Origin of the sequence: Rhizobium sp. SSA_523 (assembly GCF_030435705.1) — a bacterium.
Taxonomy (GTDB): Bacteria; Pseudomonadota; Alphaproteobacteria; order Rhizobiales; family Rhizobiaceae; genus Neorhizobium.
Genome location: NZ_CP129382.1, coordinates 2,191,667 through 2,206,417 on the forward strand (window position 1 = coordinate 2,191,667; position 14,751 = coordinate 2,206,417).

Genomic DNA, 14,751 nt, shown 5'->3' on the forward strand with positions numbered 1-14,751 from the left:
TGCAGAGAGGCGTGCGAGCCGGAGAGGGTCCAAGAGGCGGAGAGGGCCAAGAGGCAGAATGGCCGGCGCTCATCGCCGGCATAGGCGACGAGCGGGATTTTCGGCGATAGGCGGCTGCGGCCTTCATCCGGGGACTGGGACCGGAAAGCCGGGCTGCGGGCAATGAAGAGAGCGGGCGGGCAGCCTCTGCCGCGGGACTGCCCCCGCGGCCTATTCTTCTCCGAGTTCCTGAAGGATCTGATGGCGGGCTCGATTGAGCCGGCTCTTCACGGTACCGACCGCGCAGTCGCAAATCTCGGCAGCGGATTCATAGCTTTCACCCAGGATGGCAACAAGCGTCAGCACTTCCCGGTAATGCGGCGGCAGACGGGTCAGCGCCTGCTGCACTTCCCGTGCCCGGGCCTGCACCTCCTGCGTCGCCTCCATCGGGCTGTCGCCGGAGACACATTCCTCCAACCCGGGAGCCTCGCGCCCCAGAACCTTGGCGCGGGTGTAAAAGGTGTTGCGCATGATCGTGAAGAGCCAGGATTTCAGCTTGGTCCCCGGCTCGAACTTGTCGAGATTGGCCAAGGCTTTCATCAAGGTTTCCTGCACAAGGTCGTCCGCATCGGACGTGTTCCGGCAGAATGTGCGGGCAAAGGCACGGAGGGCGGGGATGAGTCTGACAATGTCTGCGCGGGCAGGGTCGCGACTCAACTGTGTATCAGGCACCGTTGCAAACCTCTCCAAACATCTTGGGATGGGTGACGGTGGCAAACGTCGGGTTCGTCCGTTTGGTTCCGCGCCCGGCGACCGATCTGCGGTTGTTTGCTCTGGCGCTCACGCCTTTGTCCGATAGGGAACAAAAACCACCGGATTCCGGTTGAATCGCCTTCAATGGAGGGATGATCGTGGCAGCGCGCGCAAACTGGAGAGGTTACCTGACTTTGGGAGAGCTCAGCTGTTCGGTCGGGCTCTATACGGCAGCATCCACATCGGACCGCGTGTCCTTCCATATCATCAACCGCAAGACCGGCAATCGCGTCCAGCGGCAAATGGTCGACAGCGAGACAGGCGACGAGGTGGAGCGGGACGAGATCGTCAAAGGCTATGAAATGGCGAATGGCGATTACGTCGTGCTTGATCCGGAGGAAATCAAATCCGTGGTGCCGGACAGCGACAAGACGCTGGCGATGGAAACCTTCATCCCCTGCTCCGACATCAACACGCTATATCTGGATCGGCCTTATTATCTTGCCCCCAGCGACGAGACCGCGGCGGAAGTCTTCAGCCTCATCCGTCAGGGGCTTGAGGCCAAGGGGGTGGCGGCGCTGGCGCGCACCGTTCTCTTCCGCCGCTTGCGCACGCTCTTGATCAGGCCGCACGATGACGGGCTGATCGCCGCAACCCTGAATTACGAATATGAGGTGCGATCGGCCGACGAGGTCTTCGATACGATCGACGATATCAAGATCGAAGGCGAGATGCTCGACCTGGCGCAGCATATCATCGACACCAAGCGTGGACGTTTCGATCCCGCCGCCTTCGACGATCGCTACGAAACGGCGCTGCAGGAACTGGTGAAGGCGAAGATCGAGGGCCGCAAGATCAAGAAGCCTGCCCCGCCGAAGGAAACCAATGTGACCAGCCTGATGGAGGCTTTGCGCCTCAGCGTCGGCGGCGATGGTTCTGCAACGAAATCCACTGGCAAAGGGAACAGTAGCAAAGAGACCGGTGGCAAGGCAGCCGGCAAATCGAAAGCCAAGGCGAAGGCGTCCGCCGGCAAGGCGAAGGCCGCCAGCAGCAAGGCAAAAGCGACGGGAAGCAGCCGTAAATCGGCCACCGCCGGCAGCAGCGCATCGGCGCGCAAGAAGGCAAGCTAGAGCCAACCTCAATCAATGAGACCTAGGCCCGCGGTTCGTTCCTGGAGAGCAGTAGGGGCGGCGACCGATGCTCAAGGCTGCCTCAGCGACCGGGGCTGCGAGTTTTGCCGCTCTTCTCCAGACTCTTCTTCAAGGCGCTCATAATGTCGATGACATTGTCGCGGCGCTCCGGCTCGGCGGGTTTGCTGACCGTCTTGCCCTTCTTGCGCTTTTTCTTGCGATTGTCGATCAGCTCGAGCAGAGCCTCCTGCACGGGATCATCCGCCATGCAGGGATCCCATTCCTTGGTCCGCTCCGAAATCAGCTTTTTCATCAGGGTGAGTTGGCGCGTGTCCGGCTTGGTCTTTTTGTCTAGGCTGGCCAAGGCCTCGGCATCGCGCACCTCTTCGCCATAGCGCAACGTCCATACCACGATACCCTTGTCGCGCGGCACCAGCATGACCGCCCTTTCCCGGCGATACATGACCAGCCGTGCAATGCCCGCCGTGCCCGTCGCGGCCATGGCCTCGCGAATGACGGAGAAGGCTTCCTCGCTGACCTTGTCGTCCGGCGACAGGAAATGCGGCCTGTCATACCAGATCCAGGCTATGTCCGAGGCGGGTACGAAGGTCTCGATATTGATGGTGCGGGTGCTTTCCAGCCCCACATCCTCCAGCTCCTCCTCCTCGAACAGGACATAATCCTCCTCGCCTCGCTCATAACCCTTGACCTGATCCTCCTCGTCGACCGGCTTGCCGGTGACGGAATCGACATAGCGGCTGAGGACACGGTTCTGGGTCTGACTGTTCAGATTGTGAAAGCGCACCTTGCCGGATTCCGAGACGGCCGGGGTCATCGTCACCCGGCAGGTCACGAGGGACAGTTTCAGATAGCCTTTCCAGAAGACCCTCGGCGCCATGTATCGTCTCCCTGTGTGAGGTATCGTCCGCCAGTATCAGGAGCGACAACCCGTATGGCTGCCCGGCGGTTCCCACGGGCGATTGCCAGTCGATCCCCCGTTGCTCCACCGTTGATCCACCGCTGATCCACTGTTGATCCACCGTCTGGCCAGCGCTGACCCACACCCGATCCACACCCGATCCACAGGCCGCGAAACCTCCATCCAACCGCGCTCGACCGGCGGAACAAAGCCGCAGCCCTGTCCGTTGTGGGGGCAAGAACAGGTAACCGGAAAGGCAACCCATCATGAGCATTGTTGGCACGCAGGTCATTGCGGAAGGAAGCGGCAACGCTGGCTATACCGTCGAATTCGTCGAGGAGAATGGCGATGTGATATCCGTCAGCCTCCGGTCAAAGACGGCGGATGTAAACCGCGGCAATGCGGTGGCCAAGGCCAAGGAATTCCTGGGACGCGTGGTATCGAGCGGCGAATTGCCGGACGAAATGGTGGATGCGGATAATCAGGATGGCCGCGGCGCCGCCGTGGCAAGCACGCATCAGACGCGGCAGGACAAGGAAGACCAGTTGCAGGAGGGCCTGGAAGACAGCTTCCCCGCCAGCGACCCTGTTTCGGCCACCATCACCTCCATTCCCGGTAGCGATCAGCGCCGCTAATCGGCCCAGCCGATCATTGACCAATAAGACACGCCCGGCCGCATAAGATGCAGCCGGGCGTTTTGCCGCGTACAGATCCAATTGACTTTCGGGACCGTTCTGGCTTTGCAGTAGTTACGAACATGCTGCACCACGAACGACAGGATTGCGTGCGGCGATGGCACGCATGCCCCATGAGGTCGAAATGACGAGAGACACCGGTTCGACGGCGCAAGCAAAGGCCGTCCTTGGAAACAAAGTCAGCGCCAAGGTCGCCGATCTGCTGACCGAAATCGAGAAGGAGCCGGTGCCGGACCGGCTGATGGAGCTTGCCCTGCAATTGCAGAAAGCCCTCAACGAGAAACTCGACCAGTCGCCTGCGGGTTGACCTTTGCCTGGGGGCCCGTCCGGTTCCGCCGGCAACGAGCCGAATGCCGGTCCGGTCTCCGGTTCACAGCCTGACCCTCAATCGACCTGAACGGGCGTGACCGTGTCAATGCGCACCGTACCCGACACGACCTCCCTCGGACCCTCCGCGCTGAAACGTCCCGTCCCGTCCTCGATGACCGTATAAAGTTTCTCGCTGCGGAAGGCGCTGGCCATATCCGTGGAATTTCCCTCCGCCGGCAGCGCGTCGATCTCCGTATAATCCAGTTCCGCGGCCATGGCGACCAGCCTTGCATCGCCCGTCGTGCGCGCCCGCACAACCACTTCGCCCTGTGGGGGCCGGTCCATCCATTGCGGATCGTCCAGAGGCGCGGTCGGTACCAGACGGTAGATTTTCAGTTGCTCTTCCATCGATCAGTCTCCTCGGCTGCCTGCAAATTTAGGATCGCGCGGAGCGGAGCTCCGTGCCTTTCGCCGCAAACGTCCGGTATCGGCCATTCGTTCCCTGAGGAACTTGCACCGGCATGTGCTGTTCGGCCAGTCACACCGTCAATACCGGACCGATCCGAGGAGGAGATTGGCATGCAGGGGCCCGGCACCTGTTTTCATCTATGCGTCGACATGCAGAGAATGTTTGCCGAGGATACGCCCTGGCACATTCCGTGGATGCAGCGCGTGCGCGAACCGCTGGCCGAATTGGCGCGGGTGCATGCGCAATCGACCATATTCACCCGCTTCGTGCCGCCAATGGAGGCCGCCGAGGCCAATGGCATGTGGCGATCCTATTTCCGGAAATGGTCGAACATGACACGCCGGGCGCTGGGCGAGGAGATGATCGACCTCCTGCCGGAACTGAGGGCGCTCGTGCCACCGGCTCTTGTCTTCGACAAAGCTGTCTACTCGCCCTGGCAAGACGGACGCCTGCACCGCTTCCTCGTCGAGCGGAAGGTCGACACGCTGGTGATCACCGGCGGCGAAACCGATGTCTGCGTCCTGGCGGCCGTGCTCGGCGCGGTCGATCACGGCTATCGCAATATTCTGGTCAGCGATGCGATTTGCAGCGGCTCCGACGAAACCCACGACGATTCGCTCGACCTCTTCGCACGACGCTTTTCCGCGCAGCTGCAATTGATGACGACTCAGGAGGTCCTCGACTGGTGGCGCTAGGCGGAACAAAGGGCGGCCCGGCGGGTTGGGTCTGTATCGATCCGACATAGTTGGAAGGAGAACACCATGCGACACCAACCGGACCCTAATGGCAAACCCGGCGAGACCTCGCAATGGCCGCGCTGGGAAGGTCCAGCCGAAAACCGCCCGAGCGGTTACGTGCAGGGCGAGGCCGACATTTTCGCCGATGATCCGATCGGCGAGAAGAAGCGCCGCGCCAACGACTATCCGACGCAGGATCCGCCGAACCGGGAGGATGACGATGGCCGATAATCTCTGGTTTTTCGCCGTCGCCATCGGCCCCGTGCTGCTCGGTGCAGCCGTGGTCTATGCCATGATGCGCCAGCGGCGCCTGTCCCGCCCGGAACAGATCCAGCAGGATCACGCCGTGCAGGAGCTTTACGAGAAGCCGACACAGCGCACGCCCTGACGGAACGCCCTGACGGAACTTCAGACAATCTCAAGATTCGTCCGCGCCGGGCCTAACCGTCTGGAACTTTACACGATCCGCCAGGTTAGGCCGCCGTGGATGGAACACCATCCGATAGAACAATCCAGGAGAGAAACACCATGGCTGCAACGAAGACACTGGACGACCTTTTTTACGAGACCTTGAAAGACATTTATTACGCTGAACGCAAGATCGCCAAGGCGCTGCCGAAAATGGCCCGCGCCGCCCAGAGCGACGAGCTGAAGCAGGCATTCCAGCATCACAAGGACGAAACCGAAGGCCAGATCGAAAGGCTGCAGCAGGTCTTTGAACTGATCGGCAAGCGCGCCCGCGGCAAGACCTGCGCCGCCATCGAAGGCATTATCGAAGAAGGCGAGGAGATCATGGAGGAATTCAAGGGAACTCCTGCGCTTGACGCCGGCCTTCTCGCCGCTGCCCAGGCTGTCGAACATTACGAGATCAGCCGCTACGGTACGCTTCGTGCCTGGGCCAAGCAGCTCGGCATGAAGGAAGCTGTTACGCTGCTCGAGCAGACGCTTGCGGAAGAAGAGCAGACCGATGAGAAGCTGACCGGCCTTGCCGAGAACACGGTCAATGCCGCTGCCAAAAAGGCAGCCTGACCCAGCACGAAAAGGCCAGGGCTCCACACACCACATAAGATGGTGAGCTCCTGTTTTCTTGAAGAGCGCCCGCATGCAAATCGCATGCGGGCTTTCTTGTCTTAAACGGCATGTCCGCACGGAACCAGGATCGTCTGAAGGCTATCATGCGCACAGGATAAGGCCCGCTGCGGAGGCTTCCGCGCGGGCCCTTGTCGTCGTCATACCTGTCATCGTCCGGCTTTGCCTGGCTGAAGCCGCGCCGGCGGAACTTACCAGGGGTGGTGGTTGACCGGTCCGCTGACCTTGATCATCTCGCCACTCACTTCCATGCGCCGAAAGATCGGCCGACGGGTGGTTTCCAGATGCCTGTGTGCGTGATCGCTCGCGGCCTTCAGGGCCAGGTCGTAGCAGGGGTAAGATGGTGAAGGCTGGCCATCGAAAATATAGATCCAGCCTGTCTCATGCGGAATGATGTCGAAGCGCTTTTCCATGGTCGGACTCCTCCTTGCCCAGCGCCCGAACGTCCGGAAGAGGAAGAAGTTCCTTGCTCAGACGAAAAAGTTAAAAATTCCTTCAGCCGAAGAAAAGAGTTGCGTGCGGTCGTTGCACCGCACACATTCTTCAGATCCTGTGGAACCTTCTGGGTTGCAATTCGTTTTCATGCTCGGGTCAATGGAGAGGAAAATGGCGGTATCGGAAGATTGGATTAAGGACCGGGCCTACGCCCTTTGGGAAGAAGAAGGCCGTCCGCATGGCAAGCACGCCGAACATTGGCAGCGTGCGGCAAAGGAATATCAAGCGCTTAACGGCAAGCAGACCGGAAAGCCGAACGGCAAATCGGCCGGTAAGTCCGCGGGCAAGTCAGCGGGCAAGGGCGCAGACAAGGCGGCTACGAAAGCGGCGGCCAAGGCGGTGAAGTCCTCCGGCAAGACGGCGCAGAAGCCGGCTGGCGCCGAGGCATCCGACACCGCAACGACCGAGGCCAAGCCGGCCGCCGGCATGCAGGACGATGCTGCAGGTTCCGCAGCAAAGACTGTGGCAACAGCGTCTTCCGCAAAATCGTCCGATAAAACTGGTTCCAAGACTGGCTCCAGGCCTGGCGCCAAGTCCGGTTCGAAGTCTTCTGAAAAGCCTGCCGGCAAGACGGCTGCAAAGGCCGCCGCTCAGACCTCGACCGAGGCTGCCAGCGCAAGGCCGGAGTCATCGCAAACCCCTGCCTCATCCAAGACGGCCTCCCGCGGCAAATCCGCCTCGGGCGACGCACAGTCCGGACAGGCCACAGCGGCGGAAGCCTCGCAGAAACCGGCCGCGGCGGCATCCAAACCGACGGACGCTTCGGCCAAGCAGCGGACGCGCAAGCCCAACGCTTGAGCGTCTGTTCCAGGACCAATTCATTCTGACCGTCGCGGATTGTTCTGCGGCGGCGCGTCATTTGTTTTTCTTGGTTGTGACATGCTCCTGAATTCTTGCTTCCATTCCTTTTGCCCTGCCGGCTGGAACGCTCACCCATGCCCGGACGTTTGCTCACACGCAATCAGCGCGTGGAGGAGATCGCAATGATGAATGCACCCTCTGCTTTCGACGATCGCCGCAGCGGCCCCAGCGGGGAACGTTTCGGAGGTCATAACCTTCGCAAGAGGGACATGCCGCGGATGAAGGTGCTTTCTGTCACATCTGAACTCTTCCCTCTCGTCAAAACCGGCGGGCTTGCCGACGTTACCGGTTCCCTGCCAAAATCGCTGGCCCTCAGCGGTGTCGAGACAACGACCCTGCTGCCGGCCTATCCGGTCGTGCTGGAAAAGGTCGGCCAGACATCCATACTGATGAGCTTCGACGATCTTCTCGGCGAGCGGGCAAATCTCCTGCACGCCAGGGCGCATGGACTCGACCTCCTATTGCTGGACGCGCCCGGCCTCTATCACCGGTCGGGCGGCCCCTATGTCGATGCCGAAGGCCGCGACCATGCCGACAATTGGCGCCGCTTTGCAGCGCTCTCCTATGCCGCGGCCGAAATCGCCGCTGGCGCCCTCCCCGGCTGGCAGCCGGATCTCGTCCATACGCATGATTGGCAATCGGCGCTGACCTCCGTCTACATGCGGGAAATGGGTTGCGACCTGCCGGTGGTGCTGACCATCCACAATCTCGCCTTCCAGGGCCAGTTCAGCCGCGACCATCTCGCCGCGATCGGCTTGAGCGAGCGCGTCTTCACCACGGAATGCCTCGAATATTTCGGCGATATCAGCTATCTGAAGGGCGGTCTCCAGACCGCCGATATCATCACGACTGTCAGCCCGACCTATGCACGCGAAATCCTCACCTCCCGCTTCGGCATGGGCCTGGACGGGGTGCTGAACGAGCGGGTGATGGCGTTGCGGGGGATTGTCAACGGCATCGATCTCGATGTCTGGAACCCTTCGACCGATCCCTATCTGCCGCGCAATTACGATGCCACCAGTCTGAAGCGCAAGCGGGAGAACCGCAGCGTCCTGCTTGAACGCTTCGGCCTGGAACAGGATGGCGGCCCGGTCTTCTCGGCCGTCACCCGCCTGACCTGGCAGAAGGGCATGGACATGTTTGCCGATGCGGCAGACGAAGTCCTCTATCAGGGCGGCAAGGTCATCGTCTTTGGTCAGGGCGACCAGGCGATCGAGGAAGCCCTGCGGGCCACGGCCCGCCGTTTCCCGGGACGCATGGCCGTTCATGTCGGCTATGATGAGCCGACGGCGCATTTAATCCATGGCGGGTCCGATGCCATTGTCCAGCCCTCGCGCTTTGAGCCCTGCGGCCTGACGCAGCTCTATGCCCTGCGCTATGGCTGCGTGCCGGTCGTCTCACGCACCGGCGGCCTCTCGGAAACGATCATCGATGCCAATGATGCGGCCATGTCCGCACGCGTTGCCACCGGATTCCAGTTCCATCCGGTCAATACCGATGGTCTTCGGCTTGCGCTGCGCCGTGCCCTCGACACCTATGCGGATACCCGCAACTGGGCCCGCCTGCAGAACCAGGGCATGAAGACCCGCTTTTCCTGGGAACGCAGTGCCGAGAAATACGCCGGCATCTATGTCAACCTCATCAAGCGGCGGGCCGAAGCACCGCGCGGACGTTCGCTCGGCGCCTGAAATCTTTTCTTCTGAGTTCGAGACAGCCGGGATGCCAGACATCCCGGCCTATCATCGCGCGCCGCCTGGCGATCGGATCCGCCGCCACAGGCAACTTTCCAGCCTATACGAAGACAGCCGGACCTTTTCGGGTCCGGCTGTCTTTGCGCATGTCTGACGTTCTTTGTAAATCAGCCGCGGCGGAAGACTGCGAGGCTGCGGCCTTCCAGATCGAAATCCTCGTCCTGGTCGATTTCCTGGCCGCGGATCGACGGATCGGCCGTGGTCATTTCGAGGATCCATTTGCCCTTGTTGAGCGGCGGGATCTTGAACGGCACCTGCCCGTCGAACGGGTTGAACAGCATCAGCACATCCGACCAGATACCCTTCTGGCCTTCGAGATCGCGGCGGCCGAGATGCAGGCCGAGCGTCGTGCCTTCCAGCCAGTGTTCCGGCTGCTGATAGCCGCCGCCGGCATTGAACCAGTTGACTTCCATGCCGTCGCGCCAGTTCTCGCGGCGGAAGATCGGTTGTGTCTGGCGCAGCTTGATCAGGTGCGTGGTGAAGTTGCGCAGCGCCTCGTTGGTTTCCGGCAGGCCTTCCCACTGGACCCAGGAAATCTCGCTGTCCTGGCAATAGCCGTTATTGTTGCCCATCTGCGAGCGGCCGAACTCGTCGCCGGCGAGAAGCATGGGCGTCCCGTGCGACAAAAAGAGCGTGGCGAGGAAGTTGCGCTTCTGGCGTTCGCGAACCGCATTGATGCCCTCGTCCTCGGTCGGACCCTCGGCACCATAATTATAGCTGCGATTGTCGTTATGGCCGTCATTATTGTCTTCGCCATTCGCATCGTTGTGCTTCTCGTTGTAGGAAACGAGATCGTTCAGCGTGAAGCCGTCATGCGCTGCGATGAAATTGACGCTCGACCAGGGCCGGCGGCCACGCAGATCGTAGATATCGCCGGAGCCCAGCAGGCGGGCGGCAAAATCCGGGGCGGTATTGTTGTCGCCCTTCCAGTATTCGCGCGTCGTGTCACGATATTTGTCGTTCCACTCGGCCCAGCCGGGCGGGAAACCACCGACCTGATAGCCGCCGGGGCCGATGTCCCAGGGCTCGCCGATCAGCTTGACGCGTGACAGGATCGGGCACTGGGTGATCACGTCGAAGAAGCCGCCACGCTGGTCGAAGCCTTCCGGCTCGCGGCCGAGAATGGTCCCCAGATCGAAGCGGAAACCATCGACATGCATGTGCTCGACCCAATAGCGCAGCGAATCCATGATCATCTGCAGCACGCGGGGATGCGAGGTGTTGACGGTGTTACCCGTGCCCGTATCGTTGATATAGTAACGGTGGTTATCGGGCAGCGTGCGGTAATAGGAGAAGTTGTCGATCCCCTTGAACGACAGGGTCGGCCCGAGCTCGTTGCCCTCCGCCGTGTGGTTGTAGACCACGTCGAGGATGACCTCGATCCCGGCATCGTGGAAGGCGCGCACCATGTCCCGGAAGCCCTGGATGCCCTGCGGACCGTAATAGCGCGAGGCCGGCGCGAAGAAGCCGATCGTGTTATAACCCCAGAAATTGTGCAGGCCCTTGTCCAGAAGATGCTGGTCGTCCGGGAATTCGTGCACCGGCATCAGCTCGACGGATGTGATGCCGAGGTTCTTGATGTAATCCACGGTCGCCTTGTGGCCCATGCCCTCGAAGGTGCCGCGCAGCTCACTGGGAATGCCCGGGTTGAGCTGCGAGAAACCTTTGACATGCGTTTCATAAAGAATGGTCGAGGGCCAGCTGATCGATGGGCGCTTGTCGGCGCTCCAGTCGAAGGAGGACGGATCGATAACCCGGCACTTGGGCGTGAACGGCGCGCTGTCGCGCTCGTCGAAGGTCAGATCCTTGTCGTCATGATAGATGTCATAGGCGAAATGCGCATCGTTCCAGTCGAACTGACCCACCAGTTCGCGGGCATAGGGATCGACCAGCAGCTTGTTCGGGTTGAACCTGTGTCCGTTTTCCGGATCGAAGGGGCCGTGGACGCGATAGCCATAGAGCTGGCCGGGCTTGATGCCGGGCAGATAGCCGTGCCAGATTTCGTGCGTATATTCGGGCAGTTCGACGCGGGCGATCTCGGTCTTTCCGCTCGGATCGAAGAGGCAAAGCTCCACCCTCTCGGCATGGGCCGAGAAGATCGCGAAATTGGTGCCCTTGCCGTCAAAATTGGCACCGAGCTCAAGCCAGGAGCCCGGTTCTGCAGTGATCGTCTTTATATTGCTGTCCATGCCGCACCTTGTTGTGGATGTGCGCAAACAAAGCGCCACCGGACAAAACGTTCCCTGTCCCATAAAAAGAAGCGTCTACTTCGCTGGGACCTCGGTTTTGCCGGGGATATCCCCGCCCGTTCCCGAGACCGGAGTGGGATCACGCGATGCGGGTGCGGTATTACCATCCAGCTGGCTCTGCGGCGGCGTATTGTCCACAGCATCGCTCTGCTCGTCTTCGCCGCCGGAACAACCGGCAAGCAGGCCGAGCCCGATGACTGCCACACAAAGATAGGTCTTCATGCGCTTGCTCCTTTCGAGGATGGCTGCGTCTTGCGGTGCGCGTCGCGGCGGCTGTCGATCGCGACGATCTTCTCCACGGCCGCGATATCGGCCTCCGCCACGGCGGGGATCGGGTCGGATGCGATCGCCTCCAGCACTTCGTCGGAAATGGCACCGTTTCGAATGACGTATTCCAACGCCTCCCGGGTGGCGCGTTCGGCCTTCAGCTGAGCGTAAAGTGCAAGAATGAGCCGATCGCGAAGATCGTGTCCGGGCGCTGCACTGCCTCGAGAGGTCTGTTCCACGTCTATCCTCCAGCTTTTTTTACCTTGCGACAGAACTTTCCAGCCGGCTTTATTGTTCCCCCTTTCCGCGACAGCCCGGCACTTCGGGCCCGTTCGCACCACAGGAGAGCCTCGACGCCTATGACCGTTCTTACCCCCGCCGATCTGGAAGGAAAGCTGAACGCCCACCGGGAGCTGATGATCGACTTCATTGCCGCTCTGCTTGGCGGAGAAGAGAGCATCAAGGATTTCACCCGCCGTCTGGCCGATGACTCCAACTTCAAGGATCATGAGGAAGATCCCGGTATCGTCCCGGGCGAGGGCCTGGCGATCGAAACCAGCGCGGCCACCGAAATCCGCTCCATTCTCGAAGCCGCCCGCGCCAGAGCCGCTGCAACCGCGCGGCAGGCGAAGGCACAGCCTCCGGCCTGACACGAAAGCTCTTGGGCCCCGTCGATGCGAGGCTGATCCCGCTTTGCCGCGGGCTCCGCTTCACCCTTCTCTATCCCTTGCCGAAATCGCCTTTGGGTTAACGAACCGCCATCTCGCCGCCGGAATCGGGTCGCATTCTTCACATGTGGGGCGGAAATGTGGAACCTGCCGATGGGTCAATCGTTGATGAGGCAGAAGATGGGAGAAAGATCATGACCAGAGAATGGGTTGAAGCTGCCAGTGTCGTCCTGACCATTGCCGTCTGCTACATGCTGATCGTTCCCATCTGAGTGGATGCTGCGGCCAGGTGGCCGCAGGCGATCACTGCTGTGGCATGCCGCTTGCAAAATAGGCGGACAGATTTTCGATATCGGCGTCCGTCAACTCATGTGCGGCGCGCGCCATGAGATGGGAGAAGCGGGTTCCACCACGCTCACCCTCCCGGAACAGATGAAGCTGGCGTGACAGATAGGGCACGCTCTGGCCGACCAGGCTGGGATAAAGCGGATTGCCATCGGGCTTTTCATGACAGCTGAGACAGGCCGGGATCCGATCTTCGGGCCGTCCTGTCATTGCGAGAACCCGTCCGGCGGCAATATCGGCCCCGCGCGGATTTCCCTCCTCCGGCACGGCCGGCCTGCGCGGCTGCTGCGCAAAATAGGCCGCGAACTCTCCCGTTTCCGTTGCGTCCATGCCGTGAATTGCCGTCGCCATGACGCCGCTTGCCCGGTTGCCCTGGGCATAGGCGATCAGGCTTTCGCGCAGATAGGCTTCCGATTGTCCGGCAAGGCTCGGGATCAGGCTCCGGCCATTCAGGCGGTTTTCGTCATGGCAGGAGGCGCAGGTCAAGCGCCCGTCATCCGCGCCACCATTATCGGCATGCACGCCGGACAGCTGCCGGTAACGCTCGGCATCCATCGACGGCATGGCGCGCAGAAAGGCGACCATTGCCCAGACCTCATCCGGCCGCGTCTGAACCGGCCAGGCGGGCATGCCGGTAAAGCGCACGCCATGCTGGACGATCTGGAAAAGCTCGGCATCGGTCCAGGTCGGAATGTCGTCCTTCAGGTCCGGCGGAACCGGCAGCATGCCGAAAACGACGGCCGGCCGCCCCTGGGCGGGAGATCCGTGGCACATGGCACAGGCCTGCGCGTAATGTCCGGCACCGAGCGGCAGCATTTCGGGATTGTCGAGCGGCGGAACCTCTGTGCCAAGCGCTGCGGTGCGGGTGGAATTGCGCATGGACCAATGGAGGAACCAGTCGGTGATCGCCCAGTGGCCACTCGACGCTCCGATCCCGAAGACGCCGGACCAGGCGACGAACAGACCGATAAAGGGTGCGGCTATGGCGGCTGCAATCACATATTTCCAGCGGATGAACATCAGCCCTCCTTCGCCTGAGCCGTTTGCGGCGCGTTCAATGTGCGGGCAAGCAGCGTTACGCCGCCGGCGAGGTAGACCGCGGCGCCGACAAGCAGCATGACCACGCCCCCCACCTGCTGGTCCTGCCCGGCGGAAAGGGTCGCGCCGAAACAGGTCACGAACCCCTCGCCGTAGAGCGGCCTTGGCGATAGCGCGAGCAGGGCGCCGAGCAGGGTCATGTGCATGGAGGTGAACAGAAGCCCCAGCGTCCCGCCAAGCCGCCGCTGGTCCCGCTCCTCGCCGCCGCCGCCAAAGCAGGAGAGCCACAAGATCAGGCCCGCCGCGAGGAAGGAGGCCTGCTCCAGCGCCCGCACCAGCGGCATGCTTTCCGACAGTGCCCGAAACGAGGGAAGGTGCCAGCCCCAGACGGCGACGAGCTCGATCAGGGACGCAATGAGCGGCGTGAAGATCGCGTGGCGGGAGACGAAATCGAGGCTCGTGCCCGAAATGCCGATGGCGAGAAGCGGTGCGGCGCCGGCGACCACGGCCATGTGGACGATCATGTGCACCGCAAAGGACGCGCCGTCGCCGAGCACCAGCAGCAGCCACGCGCCAAGCAGCAGTCCCAGGCCACAGATCGGTGCCGCCTTCCTCATGCCTGGCACTCCGCCAGGAAAATCAGCGGAATGGCCGTAAAGACGACGGCAACGAAGCTGAGGCCGGACAAAAGCAGCGTCGCGAAGCCCTGAAAGCGACGCCGGTCGAGATCGGTCGCCCCGGCATGCGGCGGGTCCTCCGAGCCAAAACCCCATTGCCGGTAGGCCAGATAGGCGGCAAAGACAATGAAGGCGAGCGCGGCGACGGTGAAGCCGGACAGGATCAGCCGGTAGCTGTCGAAGCTCAGTCCGAAGAGCCCCGGCTTCGCGCAATAAACGGCCATGACGACATAGCAGACGATGAAATGCAGAGCCCAGACCGCGGGTGAGGTGAAGAGGGTCCACAGACTTTCGACTTCGCGGGGTATGACGCTTTTCAT

Annotated in this window: 20 protein-coding genes; 10 read left to right on the plus strand and 10 right to left on the minus strand. The window is 61.6% G+C overall.

Annotation, left to right across the window (positions count from 1 at the left end; translation table 11 throughout):
• Positions 1–210: 210 nt before the first annotated feature.
• Positions 211–696 carry a sigma-70 family RNA polymerase sigma factor gene (locus QTJ18_RS18805; RefSeq protein ID WP_252752878.1) on the minus strand — a complete coding sequence of 162 codons (486 nt, stop codon included), beginning with the start codon at positions 694–696 and terminating at the stop codon, positions 211–213.
• 191 nt (positions 697–887) lie between these two features.
• Between QTJ18_RS18805 and ku (QTJ18_RS18810) the strand changes: the two genes are divergently transcribed.
• Positions 888–1,862 (plus strand): non-homologous end joining protein Ku, encoded by a 975-nt coding sequence (ku, locus tag QTJ18_RS18810; protein ID WP_252752877.1) that lies wholly within the window; start codon positions 888–890, stop codon positions 1,860–1,862.
• Positions 1,863–1,944: 82 nt separating this feature from the next.
• Here ku (QTJ18_RS18810) and ku (QTJ18_RS18815) read toward each other — a convergent pair whose 3' ends face one another.
• On the minus strand, positions 1,945–2,760 hold the full coding sequence (gene ku, locus QTJ18_RS18815) for a non-homologous end joining protein Ku (protein ID WP_252752517.1): 816 nt from the start codon (positions 2,758–2,760) through the stop codon (positions 1,945–1,947).
• 287 nt (positions 2,761–3,047) lie between these two features.
• Here ku (QTJ18_RS18815) and QTJ18_RS18820 point away from each other — a divergent pair, with 287 nt between their 5' ends.
• Both QTJ18_RS18820 and QTJ18_RS18825 read left to right on the plus strand, forming a co-directional pair.
• Positions 3,048–3,416, plus strand: coding sequence for a hypothetical protein (locus QTJ18_RS18820; RefSeq protein ID WP_252752516.1), 369 nt, complete (start codon positions 3,048–3,050; stop codon positions 3,414–3,416).
• A 184-nt stretch (positions 3,417–3,600) separates the two neighbouring features.
• Positions 3,601–3,783 (plus strand): hypothetical protein, encoded by a 183-nt coding sequence (locus QTJ18_RS18825; RefSeq protein ID WP_252752515.1) that lies wholly within the window; start codon positions 3,601–3,603, stop codon positions 3,781–3,783.
• Positions 3,784–3,860: 77 nt separating this feature from the next.
• Here the strand turns inward: QTJ18_RS18825 and QTJ18_RS18830 are convergent, their stop codons facing one another.
• Positions 3,861–4,193, minus strand: a complete 333-nt coding sequence (locus tag QTJ18_RS18830) for a hypothetical protein (protein ID WP_252752514.1) — start codon at positions 4,191–4,193, stop codon at positions 3,861–3,863.
• A gap of 171 nt (positions 4,194–4,364) precedes the next feature.
• Between QTJ18_RS18830 and QTJ18_RS18835 the strand changes: the two genes are divergently transcribed.
• The 4 genes from QTJ18_RS18835 to QTJ18_RS18850 all read left to right on the plus strand — a co-directional run bounded on the left by QTJ18_RS18835 (position 4,365) and on the right by QTJ18_RS18850 (position 6,020).
• Entirely contained in the window at positions 4,365–4,949 is a 585-nt protein-coding gene (locus QTJ18_RS18835; RefSeq protein ID WP_252752513.1) for a cysteine hydrolase family protein, read from the plus strand.
• 66 nt (positions 4,950–5,015) lie between these two features.
• A complete protein-coding gene (locus QTJ18_RS18840) occupies positions 5,016–5,222 on the plus strand; it encodes a hypothetical protein (protein WP_252752512.1) in 207 nt (68 codons plus the stop codon).
• Positions 5,212–5,379, plus strand: coding sequence for a hypothetical protein (locus QTJ18_RS18845; RefSeq protein ID WP_252752511.1), 168 nt, complete (start codon positions 5,212–5,214; stop codon positions 5,377–5,379). The genes QTJ18_RS18840 and QTJ18_RS18845 overlap by 11 nt, the downstream gene beginning before the upstream one ends.
• 140 nt (positions 5,380–5,519) lie before the next feature.
• Positions 5,520–6,020, plus strand: coding sequence for a YciE/YciF ferroxidase family protein (locus tag QTJ18_RS18850; RefSeq protein WP_252752510.1), 501 nt, complete (start codon positions 5,520–5,522; stop codon positions 6,018–6,020).
• 251 nt (positions 6,021–6,271) lie between these two features.
• Here QTJ18_RS18850 and QTJ18_RS18855 read toward each other — a convergent pair whose 3' ends face one another.
• Complete coding sequence (locus tag QTJ18_RS18855) at positions 6,272–6,493, minus strand: hypothetical protein (protein WP_252752509.1); 222 nt, start codon at positions 6,491–6,493, stop codon at positions 6,272–6,274.
• Here QTJ18_RS18855 and QTJ18_RS18860 point away from each other — a divergent pair.
• Both QTJ18_RS18860 and glgA read left to right on the plus strand, forming a co-directional pair.
• On the plus strand, positions 6,492–7,373 hold the full coding sequence (locus QTJ18_RS18860; RefSeq protein WP_252752508.1) for a DUF2934 domain-containing protein: 882 nt from the start codon (positions 6,492–6,494) through the stop codon (positions 7,371–7,373). The two genes, QTJ18_RS18855 and QTJ18_RS18860, sit on opposite strands and share 2 nt — an antisense overlap.
• Before the next feature lie 281 nt (positions 7,374–7,654).
• Positions 7,655–9,124, plus strand: a complete 1,470-nt coding sequence (gene glgA, locus QTJ18_RS18865) for a glycogen synthase GlgA (protein WP_252752876.1) — start codon at positions 7,655–7,657, stop codon at positions 9,122–9,124.
• A 170-nt stretch (positions 9,125–9,294) separates the two neighbouring features.
• Here the strand turns inward: glgA and glgX are convergent, their stop codons facing one another.
• The 3 genes from glgX to QTJ18_RS18880 all read right to left on the minus strand — a co-directional run bounded on the left by glgX (position 9,295) and on the right by QTJ18_RS18880 (position 11,942).
• Entirely contained in the window at positions 9,295–11,376 is a 2,082-nt protein-coding gene (glgX, locus tag QTJ18_RS18870) for a glycogen debranching protein GlgX (RefSeq protein ID WP_252752507.1), read from the minus strand.
• Between the two features lie 75 nt (positions 11,377–11,451).
• On the minus strand, positions 11,452–11,658 hold the full coding sequence (locus QTJ18_RS18875; RefSeq protein WP_252752506.1) for a hypothetical protein: 207 nt from the start codon (positions 11,656–11,658) through the stop codon (positions 11,452–11,454).
• Positions 11,655–11,942, minus strand: coding sequence for a hypothetical protein (locus tag QTJ18_RS18880; RefSeq protein WP_252752505.1), 288 nt, complete (start codon positions 11,940–11,942; stop codon positions 11,655–11,657). Before QTJ18_RS18880 ends, QTJ18_RS18875 begins: the two co-directional genes overlap by 4 nt.
• 120 nt (positions 11,943–12,062) lie before the next feature.
• Between QTJ18_RS18880 and QTJ18_RS18885 the strand changes: the two genes are divergently transcribed.
• Positions 12,063–12,353, plus strand: coding sequence for a hypothetical protein (locus tag QTJ18_RS18885; RefSeq protein WP_252752504.1), 291 nt, complete (start codon positions 12,063–12,065; stop codon positions 12,351–12,353).
• A 321-nt stretch (positions 12,354–12,674) separates the two neighbouring features.
• Here the strand turns inward: QTJ18_RS18885 and QTJ18_RS18890 are convergent, their stop codons facing one another.
• Genes QTJ18_RS18890 through QTJ18_RS18900 form a run of 3 tightly spaced genes read right to left on the minus strand, consistent with a single transcriptional unit; the run spans position 12,675 to position 14,751 of the window.
• A complete protein-coding gene (locus tag QTJ18_RS18890) occupies positions 12,675–13,736 on the minus strand; it encodes a c-type cytochrome (RefSeq protein WP_252752503.1) in 1,062 nt (353 codons plus the stop codon).
• The gene (locus QTJ18_RS18895) at positions 13,736–14,371 is read right to left on the minus strand and encodes a cytochrome c oxidase assembly protein (protein ID WP_252752502.1); all 636 of its coding nucleotides are present in this window, start codon (positions 14,369–14,371) and stop codon (positions 13,736–13,738) included. The genes QTJ18_RS18890 and QTJ18_RS18895 overlap by 1 nt, the downstream gene beginning before the upstream one ends.
• Positions 14,368–14,751 (minus strand): hypothetical protein, encoded by a 384-nt coding sequence (locus QTJ18_RS18900; RefSeq protein WP_252752501.1) that lies wholly within the window; start codon positions 14,749–14,751, stop codon positions 14,368–14,370. Before QTJ18_RS18900 ends, QTJ18_RS18895 begins: the two co-directional genes overlap by 4 nt.

Excerpts from the sequence above, each read along its gene's own strand:
- QTJ18_RS18855 (WP_252752509.1), bottom strand. The coding sequence starts at position 6,493 with ATGGAAAAGCGCTTCGACATCATTCCGCATGAGACAGGCTGGATCTAT.
- ku (WP_252752517.1), bottom strand. The coding sequence starts at position 2,760 with ATGGCGCCGAGGGTCTTCTGGAAAGGCTATCTGAAACTGTCCCTCGTG.
- QTJ18_RS18840 (WP_252752512.1), top strand. The coding sequence starts at position 5,016 with ATGCGACACCAACCGGACCCTAATGGCAAACCCGGCGAGACCTCGCAA.
- QTJ18_RS18860 (WP_252752508.1), top strand. The coding sequence starts at position 6,492 with ATGGTCGGACTCCTCCTTGCCCAGCGCCCGAACGTCCGGAAGAGGAAG.
- glgX (WP_252752507.1), bottom strand. The coding sequence starts at position 11,376 with ATGGACAGCAATATAAAGACGATCACTGCAGAACCGGGCTCCTGGCTT.
- QTJ18_RS18825 (WP_252752515.1), top strand. The coding sequence starts at position 3,601 with ATGACGAGAGACACCGGTTCGACGGCGCAAGCAAAGGCCGTCCTTGGA.
- QTJ18_RS18890 (WP_252752503.1), bottom strand. The coding sequence starts at position 13,736 with ATGTTCATCCGCTGGAAATATGTGATTGCAGCCGCCATAGCCGCACCC.
- QTJ18_RS18830 (WP_252752514.1), bottom strand. The coding sequence starts at position 4,193 with ATGGAAGAGCAACTGAAAATCTACCGTCTGGTACCGACCGCGCCTCTG.
- QTJ18_RS18820 (WP_252752516.1), top strand. The coding sequence starts at position 3,048 with ATGAGCATTGTTGGCACGCAGGTCATTGCGGAAGGAAGCGGCAACGCT.
- QTJ18_RS18875 (WP_252752506.1), bottom strand. The coding sequence starts at position 11,658 with ATGAAGACCTATCTTTGTGTGGCAGTCATCGGGCTCGGCCTGCTTGCC.
- QTJ18_RS18900 (WP_252752501.1), bottom strand. The coding sequence starts at position 14,751 with ATGAAAAGCGTCATACCCCGCGAAGTCGAAAGTCTGTGGACCCTCTTC.
- glgA (WP_252752876.1), top strand. The coding sequence starts at position 7,655 with ATGAAGGTGCTTTCTGTCACATCTGAACTCTTCCCTCTCGTCAAAACC.
- QTJ18_RS18850 (WP_252752510.1), top strand. The coding sequence starts at position 5,520 with ATGGCTGCAACGAAGACACTGGACGACCTTTTTTACGAGACCTTGAAA.
- QTJ18_RS18895 (WP_252752502.1), bottom strand. The coding sequence starts at position 14,371 with ATGAGGAAGGCGGCACCGATCTGTGGCCTGGGACTGCTGCTTGGCGCG.
- QTJ18_RS18835 (WP_252752513.1), top strand. The coding sequence starts at position 4,365 with ATGCAGGGGCCCGGCACCTGTTTTCATCTATGCGTCGACATGCAGAGA.
- QTJ18_RS18885 (WP_252752504.1), top strand. The coding sequence starts at position 12,063 with ATGACCGTTCTTACCCCCGCCGATCTGGAAGGAAAGCTGAACGCCCAC.
- QTJ18_RS18845 (WP_252752511.1), top strand. The coding sequence starts at position 5,212 with ATGGCCGATAATCTCTGGTTTTTCGCCGTCGCCATCGGCCCCGTGCTG.